The organism is Cellulomonas septica (genome assembly GCF_012396155.1).
Lineage (GTDB): Bacteria > Actinomycetota > Actinomycetes > Actinomycetales > Cellulomonadaceae > Cellulomonas > Cellulomonas septica.
The window spans coordinates 1-8739 of the sequence record NZ_JAAXOY010000082.1 but is presented as its reverse complement, the minus strand read 5'-3'; the positions used below and the strand labels follow the sequence as shown (position 1 = coordinate 8739).

The 8739-nt window shown below is 74.6% G+C and carries 8 protein-coding genes and 1 pseudogene; 6 read left to right on the top strand and 3 right to left on the bottom strand.

The annotated features are described in order from the left end of the window. Window positions 1-237: pseudogene (locus HGA02_RS05340) on the bottom strand (alpha-galactosidase); the annotation flags it as partial. Between the two features lie 163 nt (window positions 238-400). On the opposite strand from HGA02_RS05340, the gene HGA02_RS05335 reads away from it, so the two are divergent. The 3 genes from HGA02_RS05335 to HGA02_RS05325 all read left to right on the top strand — a co-directional run bounded on the left by HGA02_RS05335 (window position 401) and on the right by HGA02_RS05325 (window position 2426). Further along, window positions 401-1561 (top strand): ROK family protein, encoded by a 1161-nt coding sequence (locus HGA02_RS05335; RefSeq protein WP_168678126.1) that lies wholly within the window; start codon window positions 401-403, stop codon window positions 1559-1561. A gap of 98 nt (window positions 1562-1659) precedes the next feature. Further along, window positions 1660-2103: a hypothetical protein gene (locus tag HGA02_RS05330; RefSeq protein ID WP_168678125.1), complete on the top strand. Its 444-nt coding sequence runs from the start codon at window positions 1660-1662 to the stop codon at window positions 2101-2103. Beyond that, window positions 2100-2426: a winged helix-turn-helix domain-containing protein gene (locus HGA02_RS05325; protein ID WP_124341999.1), complete on the top strand. Its 327-nt coding sequence runs from the start codon at window positions 2100-2102 to the stop codon at window positions 2424-2426. The genes HGA02_RS05330 and HGA02_RS05325 overlap by 4 nt, the downstream gene beginning before the upstream one ends. Before the next feature lie 52 nt (window positions 2427-2478). Here the strand turns inward: HGA02_RS05325 and ilvD are convergent, their stop codons facing one another. After that, on the bottom strand, window positions 2479-4188 hold the full coding sequence (gene ilvD, locus HGA02_RS05320; RefSeq protein WP_168678124.1) for a dihydroxy-acid dehydratase: 1710 nt from the start codon (window positions 4186-4188) through the stop codon (window positions 2479-2481). Between the two features lie 9 nt (window positions 4189-4197). Next, a complete protein-coding gene (locus HGA02_RS05315) occupies window positions 4198-4668 on the bottom strand; it encodes a hypothetical protein (protein WP_168678123.1) in 471 nt (156 codons plus the stop codon). 227 nt (window positions 4669-4895) lie between these two features. Between HGA02_RS05315 and HGA02_RS05310 the strand changes: the two genes are divergently transcribed. The 3 genes from HGA02_RS05310 (at window position 4896) to HGA02_RS05300 (ending at window position 8705) form a co-directional block, all read left to right on the top strand. Further along, the gene (locus HGA02_RS05310) at window positions 4896-7328 is read left to right on the top strand and encodes a putative bifunctional diguanylate cyclase/phosphodiesterase (protein WP_168678122.1); all 2433 of its coding nucleotides are present in this window, start codon (window positions 4896-4898) and stop codon (window positions 7326-7328) included. 116 nt (window positions 7329-7444) lie between these two features. Beyond that, window positions 7445-7993: a hypothetical protein gene (locus HGA02_RS05305; RefSeq protein WP_168678121.1), complete on the top strand. Its 549-nt coding sequence runs from the start codon at window positions 7445-7447 to the stop codon at window positions 7991-7993. Window position 7994: 1 nt separating this feature from the next. Continuing rightward, window positions 7995-8705 carry a GNAT family N-acetyltransferase gene (locus HGA02_RS05300; RefSeq protein ID WP_168678120.1) on the top strand — a complete coding sequence of 237 codons (711 nt, stop codon included), beginning with the start codon at window positions 7995-7997 and terminating at the stop codon, window positions 8703-8705. Window positions 8706-8739: the final 34 nt, after the last annotated feature.

Here is an 8739-nt window from a genome sequence, read left to right as displayed (position 1 = left end):
CCAGCCGGTCGACGCCTCGGGCAGCGGGGTGACCGGCACGGCGACGTCGAGGCCGCCCGAGACGGGGATCGCGCACGCGGCGGCCAGCAGGCCGCGCAGCGCGTCGTCGTCGAGCGGGCCGAGGTCGGGCCCCCAGTGGACGATCCGCGGCAGGCCGCCGTCGGTGGTGTCGAGGACGACGCTCGTGCCGCCGGAGCGGAGGTGGAGCGGTGCGATGAGTCGGGTGGGCGTGAGCACGGATTCATTCCACGGTGGAACTAACTCTCGTGTCAACTGTGGTCACGATCCCATTTTTCCGTATCCATTCGCGCGTCTTCCTTCCGGTACGGAAGGTAACGTCAGGCGCAGGGCGCGTCGTGCCACGATCGCCACGACCGTCGTGCCGGGGAGTGGAGGAGCCGTGGTCGCAGACGGACCGGAGTGGGCCGAGGGCGGCAGCGAGCTCCAGGTCGCCCTCGAGGTGCTGCTGCGCGGACCCCTGTCGCGCGCCGAGCTCGCCCGCCGGCTCGACCTCTCGCAGCCGACCCTGACGCGCCTCACCAAGGACCTCGTCCGGCGCGGCCTGCTCGTCGAGTCCGACGCACGCCCCGGCCCCGCCGTCGGCCGCCCCAGCCAGCCGCTCGACGTCGACGTGACATCGCACCACTTCGTCGGCGTCAACCTCGCGGTCGGCACCGCGCACGCCGTGCTCGTCGACCTGCGCGGCACGGTCGTCGCGACACGCTCCGCGGACCTGCCGCAGGACGACCCGGACGCGGTCGTCGCGGTGGTCGGGTCGCTGGTCGACGCGCTCGTCGCCGCGGCGCCGTCGGGTGCGGTCCCGAGCGGGCCCACGGGCATCGGCGTCAGCCTCGGCGGCCACTCCCCGGACGGCACGACCGTGCACCTCGCACCGTTCCTCGGCTGGCACGACGTGCCGCTCGGCACGCTCGTGCGCGCGCGCACCGGGCTGCCGACGGTCGTCGAGAACGACGTCGCCGCCCTCACGTCCGCGGAGCACTGGTTCGGCGCCGGGCGCGACGTGCGGACGTTCGCCGTCGTGACGGTCGGCGCAGGCGTCGGCTACGGGCTCGTCGTGCACGACCGCCTCGTGCGGCACGCCGACATGGGGCTCGGCCTCGTCGGCCACTTCCCCCTCGACCCGAACGGACCCCTGTGCCCCGAGGGTCACCGCGGGTGCGCGGGCGCGATGCTCACCACGGAGGCGCTCGAGGCCGAGGCCGCCGTCGCGCTACGACGTCCGGTCGCGGTGGACGAGCTGCTCGACCTCGCCCGTGACGGCGACCCGGCCGCGCGGCGCATCGTCGACGACGCGGGCCGTGCCCTCGGCCGGCTCGTGGCCGCGGTCGCGAACCTCACGATGCCCGAGCTCGTCGTCCTCACCGGCGAGGGCGTGGGGCTCGCGGTCGTCGCCGGCGACGCGGTGCGCGCGGCCGTCGCCGCCGACCGGCACCCGCAGGCCACGCCGGTCGACGTGGTCGTCGAACCCGGCGACTTCTCGCAGTGGGCGCGGGGAGCGGCCGTCGTGGCGATCCAGGACTTCGTGCTGCGCAGCCGCTGAGCCCGGACACTCCTGCCGCCACGACGACGGGACCACCGCACGACGGCACGGAACAACTCCCCCTTGCGCATCTACTTTCCGAGGTGGAAACTAGTGTCATGACGGAGAACGAGACGACCCCCGCACCTACGCCCGACGAGGCCCGCGCGCTCCTCGCCCGCTCCGCCGCCGCGGCCGGCACCCTGCGCGCGAGCGGCCAGAACCGCCACGCCCTCTGGCTCACCGGCCACGCGGCCTCGACGTTCATGTTCTTCGTGGGACTGTCCACGATCCCCGACGACGCCGGCGCCCTCACGCTCGCCGGCGCGTACGGGCTGACGCTCCTGGTGCTCTCGCTGGCCTGGCTCCGCGGCGCACCCGTCACCAAGCAGGGCATGGGCCTGCGGTGGGTCGCCGCGGTGACGACGTGGGGCGTCGTCTACGCGATCGCGCTGGTCGTCGGGCTCACCTGGCTGCGCGAGTCCGTGCTCTGGTGGCTCGCGGCCGCGGTCCTCGCCACGTTCCCGCTGGCGCGCGGGGCCTGGCGCGAGGCGCAGGCGTGACACCGCCGCTGCCCGGCCCCGACGCGGTCGGCGAACCCGCACGCGCCCGCCTCGACGAGGTCATCCACTCCCCCGTGCGGCTGTCCGTCGTCGCCGCGCTCGCCGCGACCGACGAGGCCGAGTTCGGCGCGGTGCGCGACGCCGTCGAGATCAGCGACTCCGCGCTCTCCAAGGCCGTCACGGTGCTCGAGCAGGCCGGGTACGTGAAGGTCCGCAAGGGGTACGTCGGCAAGCGTCCGCGCACCTGGCTCGCCCTGACCCCCGACGGCCGCACGGCCCTCCGCGACCACCTCGCGGCCCTCCGCGCGATCGCCGGCGACTGACGAGCGGCGGCCCGCGGCACGGCCCGCGCGTCCGCCGAACGGGCCGACGACGTCAGCTCAGGACCGCGCCCTTCGACGCCGACTGGACGAGCTTCTGGTACTTGCCCAGCACGCCGCGCGTGTAGCGCGGCTCGATCGGCGCCCAGCCCTCACGGCGCGCGGCGAGCTCCGCGTCGTCGACCAGCAGGTCGAGCGTCGCGTGCGCGACGTCGAGGCGGATCCGGTCGCCGTCGCGCACGAACGCGATCGGCCCCGCGTCGACGGCCTCGGGCGCGATGTGGCCGACGCACAGGCCCGTCGTCCCGCCGGAGAAGCGGCCGTCGGTGATGAGCAGGACGTCCTTGCCGAGCCCGGCACCCTTGATGGCCCCGGTGATCGCGAGCATCTCGCGCATGCCCGGCCCACCCTTCGGGCCCTCGTAGCGGATCACGACGACGTCGCCGGCCTGGATCGTGCCGTCCTCGAGGGCGTCGAGCGCCGCGCGCTCGCGCTCGAAGACGCGTGCGGTGCCCTCGAAGACGTCGGAGTCGAAGCCGGCCGACTTCACGACCGCACCCTCGGGCGCGAGCGAGCCGTGCAGGATCGTGATGCCGCCCGTGCGGTGGATCGGGTCGTCGAGCGCGCGCAGGATCTTGCCGTCGGGGTCGGGCGGCGCGATGTCGGCGAGGTTCTCCGCGACCGTCTTGCCGGTGACCGTGAGGCAGTCGCCGTGCAGCAGGCCCGCGTCGAGGAGCGCCTTCATGAGCACCGGCACGCCGCCGATGCGGTCCACGTCGTTCATGACGTACCGGCCGAACGGCTTGAGGTCGCCGAGGTGCGGCACGCGCGCCGCGACGCGGCTGAAGTCGTCGAGCGTGAGGTCGACCTCGGCCTCGTGCGCGATCGCGAGGAGGTGCAGCACCGCGTTCGTCGACCCGCCGAACGCCATGACGACCGCGATGGCGTTCTCGAACGCCTCCTTCGTCATGATCTGGCGCGCCGTGATGCCGCGGCGCAGCAGCTCGACGACGGCCTCGCCCGAGCGTCGCGCGAACTGGTCGCGCCGTCGGTCCGCCGACGGCGGCGCAGCCGAACCCGGCAGCGACATGCCCATCGCCTCGGCGACCGACGCCATCGTGTTCGCCGTGTACATCCCGCCGCACGCACCCTCGCCCGGGCAGATCGCACGCTCGATCCGGTCGACGTCCTCCTGGCTCATCAACCCGCGCGCGCACGCGCCGACGGCCTCGAACGCGTCGATGATCGTCACGTCCTTCTCGGTGCCGTCGGACAGCTTGACCCAGCCCGGCATGATCGAGCCCGCGTAGAGGAAGACGCTCGACAGGTCGAGGCGCGCGGCCGCCATGAGCATCCCGGGCAGCGACTTGTCGCACCCCGCGAGGAGCACCGAGCCGTCGAGCCGCTCCGCCATCATCACCGTCTCGACCGAGTCGGCGATCACGTCGCGGCTCACGAGCGAGTAGTGCATGCCCTCGTGCCCCATCGAGATGCCGTCGGACACCGAGATCGTGCCGAACTCGAGCGGGTACCCGCCGCCCGCGTGCACCCCGTCCTTGACCGCCTTCGCCAGCCGGTCCAGCGACAGGTTGCACGGCGTGATCTCGTTCCACGAGGACGCGACACCGACCTGCGGCTTCGCGAAGTCCTCGTCGCCGAGGCCGACCGCCCGCAGCATGCCGCGCGCCGCCGTCGCCTCCAGACCGTCCGTGACCTGCCGCGACCGCGGCTTGATGTCGACCGTGCCGTCCTGCGTCGTCGTCATGAGCCGAGACTAGGCAGCACCGGCCCGCCCGGCATCCGCCTCGCCGGGCGTGGCGCGCTCGCCCACCCCCGCCCACCGCTGCAGACGGACGATCACGTCACCGGCGGACGCGTCGAGCGGCGACAGGTGGACGACGCGGCCGTCGGCGACCTCGACGAGGACGGCCTGCGACCACGACGGCCGGTCCGGCACGTCGCCACGGACCGCGCGGATCTCGTCGCGTGCGATCGTGCGCGGTCGCCAGCGGCGCTCGACCCGCAGCGCGTCGTCCGTCACGACGAGCCGGGCGCGCAGGCGGTCGAGCAGGAGGGCCAGCGCCGCCGCCAGCGCGAGGCACCCGGCGGCGCCCAGCACGACCGCTGCGTCTCGCGTCCCGCCGGCCAGGCGCACCGCCCAGTACGCGGCTGTCGCACCGTTGACCACGACGAGCACGTACAGCCAGCGCGGCGGTCCTGGTGAGCGCGCGACGACCTCCTCCACGACCCACCTCCCCCGACGAGCAGCATCCCACCGGCCCGGCATGGCGCGCGCGGGCACGTGACGCGGACCACGTGCGCCAGGCGGGTGCTGTCGCCCGACATGCCTCACGCGCGTGCTGCTCGTGCCGATCCGACGAGCAGGGGACCGTGCCGGTCCGCCCCGAGGTGCGGTCAGCAGCCCCGCACCCAGCGCGCCGTGCGCACACGACCGAGACCCCGGAGGCGTCGATGACCGCGTCGGACGTGGCGTCGACCCGCGCCCGCGCGCTGGCTGCCGTCACGTGGCGACGCTTCCTCGCGGTCGGGCTCGCGCTCACGGCCGCGGTCATGGTGGTCCCGGGCTGGGCGGGCGAGCTGCTGTGGGACGTCGTGCCGGTGCTCGCGTGCGCCGCGATGGTCGTCGGCGTCCGGCGCCACCCGCGACGCGTCGCGCGCGCGTGGTGGTGGCTCGCCGCGGGCACCGGGTGGTGGGCGGCCACCGACCTCGTCTGGACGGGCTGGTACGTCGCCGTCGGCGACGCGGACGTCATCCCGTGGTGGTTCGACGTCGTGTACATGCCCGCGTACGCCCTGCTCGCGGTCGGGTTCACGCTGCTCCCCCGCAACTCCCTGCGGTCGCGGCACGAGAGCGCGACGATGGACGCGGTCGTCGTGGTCGTCGGCGCGGCGCTGCTCTACTGGGCGCTCGTCTTCCGCAGCTTCCTCGGCCGCGAGGCGCTCGAGGACTCCGCGCACGTCATCGCGATCGCCTCGCTCGGGACGGGCCTCGCCGTGGTCCTGATGGCGTCGCGGCTGCTGTTCCGCTACGGCGCGCGCAACCGCGCCTACCTGCTGCTCGGCGCGGGCGTCGCCGCGTCGACGACCGGGGACGTCCTCTACACGCTGACCCTCATCGGCGACGGCGCGCCCGGCATCTCGCTGCTCGACACCTCGCTCGCGGAGGGCGTCGGCAGCGCCGCGTGGCTCGTGTGGTTCGTGCTGTTCGGCGCCGCCGCGCTGCACCCGGGCGTCGCAGGCTCCCCCGACGCCGAGCCGGGCCGTGGCCTGACCCTCGCACGCGGACTCGTGTTCTTCGCCATCGCGTCGCTCGGGCCGGCCGCGCTGCTCCTCACGTTCCGCGTCGGGTCGACCGTGACGATGGCGTGGTCCGACCTCGCGGTGCCCGTGCTGGCCCTGACCGCGCTGTCGGCGTTCCTCGTGGCCCGGCTCGTCGTCGGGACGAGCACCGCGCAGCGGCGCGCGATCGCGCTCGACCGTCAGGCCGCCGAGCTCGAGCACGCGCTGCACGAGCAGAACGCGCTGCAGCGGCTGCTCAGCCACCAGGCCCAGCACGACCCCCTCACGGGTCTCGGCAACCGCACGCGCTTCACCGAGCGGCTGTCCGCGCCCGACCGGCGCGGGAGCGGCGAGCGCGCCGTCCTCATGGTCGACCTCGACGGCTTCAAGACGGTCAACGACGAGCACGGTCACCACGTCGGGGACGACCTCCTCGTGCAGGTCGCACGACGGCTGCGTCGGGTGGTCGGCGGCGACGACACGCTCGCGCGGCTGGGCGGCGACGAGTTCGCGGTCGTGCTCGAGGACACCGACGAGGCCGACGCGCGCGACGTCGCGACCCGGCTGGTCCGTGCGCTGGGCGAGCCGTTCGTCGTCGACGGACGGACCGTGCGCGTGACGTCGAGCGTCGGGGTGCGGCTGGTCGACGCGACCGTCGAGCCGCAGGCGACGCTGCGCGACGCGGACCTGGCCCTGTACGCCGCGAAGGCCGCCGGCAAGAACCAGGTGCGGCTCTTCGACCCGAGCCTGCGCGTGGCCCAGGACCGGCGCTCGCACCTCGCGGAAGGGCTGCGGCACGCGGTCGAGCGCGACGAGCTCGTCGTGCACTACCAGCCCGTCGTCTCGCTCGGCACCGGCCAGGTGCAGTCCGTCGAGGCGCTGCTGCGCTGGCAGTCGCCCGACGGTCTCGTCATGCCGGACGGCTTCATCCCGGTCGCCGAGGACACCGGCCTCATCGTCCCGATCGGCGAGCACGTGCTGCGCCGGGCCTGCGCCGACGTGCGGCCCTGGTTCGAGCGGCACGGCGTGCGCGTGCACGTGAACGTCTCCGCACGTCAGCTCCGCGAGCCCGACGTCGTCGAGCAGGTGCTGCGCGCGCTGCGCGACGCGGGCCTGCCCGGGCGCGCGCTCGTCCTGGAGATCACCGAGACCGCGCTGCTCGCCGCCGAGGAGCCGGAGGCGACGCTCGTCGAGTCGTCCCTGTCCCGCCTGCGCGAGCACGGCGTGCGCGTCGCGATCGACGACTTCGGCACGGGCTACTCCTCGCTCGCGTACCTGCAGCGCCTGCCGGTCGACATCGTGAAGATCGACGGCGCCTTCACGCGCTTCGCGGCCGAGCCCGGCGAGGAGGGCCGCCGTCGGCGTGCGCTCGCGAGCGCGATCGTCGACCTCTGCCGCAGCCTCGACCTGCCCGCGGTCGCGGAGCAGATCGAGACCGACGACGAGGCCGAGGCGCTGCGGGCGCTCGGCTGCCCCGAGGGCCAGGGCTACCTGTTCGGCCGCCCGGCACCCCGGGAGACGATCGGCGCCCTGCTCGAACGCCCTCCCCGGCTCGGGTCGGTGCCGACGCCCCGGACGGCGCAGGACGCCCGCCGGCCCGTCTGACGTCGTCGGACCGCCCGACCGCGGCGCCGGTGCGGCCCTGGCGCGCGGTGGCACCCTGCGGGATGCTCGGTCCAGACGCCGCGACGGGCGACGGGGACCGTGGGCAGGTGGGTCGGATGGGCGACTTCAGCATCGGCACGTCCGAGGTCATCGCGGGCCTCGCGCTGACGGCGTCGATCATCTCGCTGCTCATCTCGTGGCGGAGCGCGCACCGCAGCACCAAGATCACCACGTACCGCAGCGCGACCGACCTCACGCTCGACATCGACCACCAGTTCGTGGAGCACCCCGAGCTGCGCCCGTACTTCTACCAGGGCCGCGAGCCGTCCGTGGACGACCCGGTGCTCTCCGCGCGCGTCGACGCCATGGCGGAGCTGATGCTCGACTGCTTCGAGTGCATCTGGGACATCCGCAAGACCTACTCGGCGGCCGACCGGATCTCCTGGGGGCACTACATCCTCGACATGCTCGGCACGTCGCCCGCGATGGAGCGCATGTTCGCGGAACGCCGCCCGCAGGACTGGTACCCCGCGCTCGACGACCTGCACCGCGTCGCCGACGAGGGCCGGCTGCGTCCGCGCTGGACCCGTCCGTGGGCCTCCCGCGGCAGCACGACCACGGACGCCCCGTCGGAGCCGCTCCCGGTCGCGTCGACGGAGCCGTGAGGTGGGCGCGTCCGCCGAGCAGGTCCGGCCGCCCGAGCCCGCGCTCGTCCGGCTGAGCGAGGTGCCCGCTCCGGTCGTCGAGGACTTCTACGTCCGCATCCTCCGGTCGACGTTCCCGCCGGACGAGCTCGAGCCGCTGGAGTCGCTGCAGGAGTCGCTCGGGGAGACCGGCGACGGGCTGCTGGCGCTGGGCGCCGACGGGGGCGTCGTCGGCGGCCTCGTGCACGAGCACTACGTCGGCGGCGCCGTCCAGCTGCTCGCCTACCTCGCGGTCGACCCGGCGGGCAGGGCGCACGGCCTGGGCTCCCGCCTGGTGCGGGAGACGGTCGCGGCGTCGACGGCGGCGCTCGTGCTCGGCGAGATCGAGGACCCGCGGTCGTGGCCCGTCACGCCGACGAGCGACCCGCCCGCGCGGCTGCGTTTCTGGGACCGCAACGGCTTCCGCCTGCTGCCGCTCCCCTACGTGCAGCCCGCGCTGCGGCCCGGGCTCCGCCGCGTGCGCGACCTGCTGCTCATCGCCCTGCCGTCGCGCGGGGACCACACGGCCGACGCCGTGCCGGGTCCCCTCGTCGCGGCGTTCCTGCGCGAGTACTTCGCCGCCTCCGAGGGCCGGGCCGATCCCGCCGACCCCGACCTCGCGCGGCTCCTCGCGGCGTGCGACGTCGAGCGGCTCCCGCTGTGGCCGCTGGACCGGCTCGACGTGGTCGGGTGAGCGGGACGGCGCATGGCACGGCCTCAGCGTAGGC

What these genes read in the sequence shown, in the direction of transcription:
- HGA02_RS05330 (WP_168678125.1), top strand. Translation starts at nt 1,660, where the DNA reads ATGACGGAGAACGAGACGACCCCCGCACCTACGCCCGACGAGGCCCGC.
- ilvD (WP_168678124.1), bottom strand. Translation starts at nt 4,188, where the DNA reads ATGACGACGACGCAGGACGGCACGGTCGACATCAAGCCGCGGTCGCGG.
- HGA02_RS05310 (WP_168678122.1), top strand. Translation starts at nt 4,896, where the DNA reads ATGACCGCGTCGGACGTGGCGTCGACCCGCGCCCGCGCGCTGGCTGCC.
- HGA02_RS05305 (WP_168678121.1), top strand. Translation starts at nt 7,445, where the DNA reads ATGGGCGACTTCAGCATCGGCACGTCCGAGGTCATCGCGGGCCTCGCG.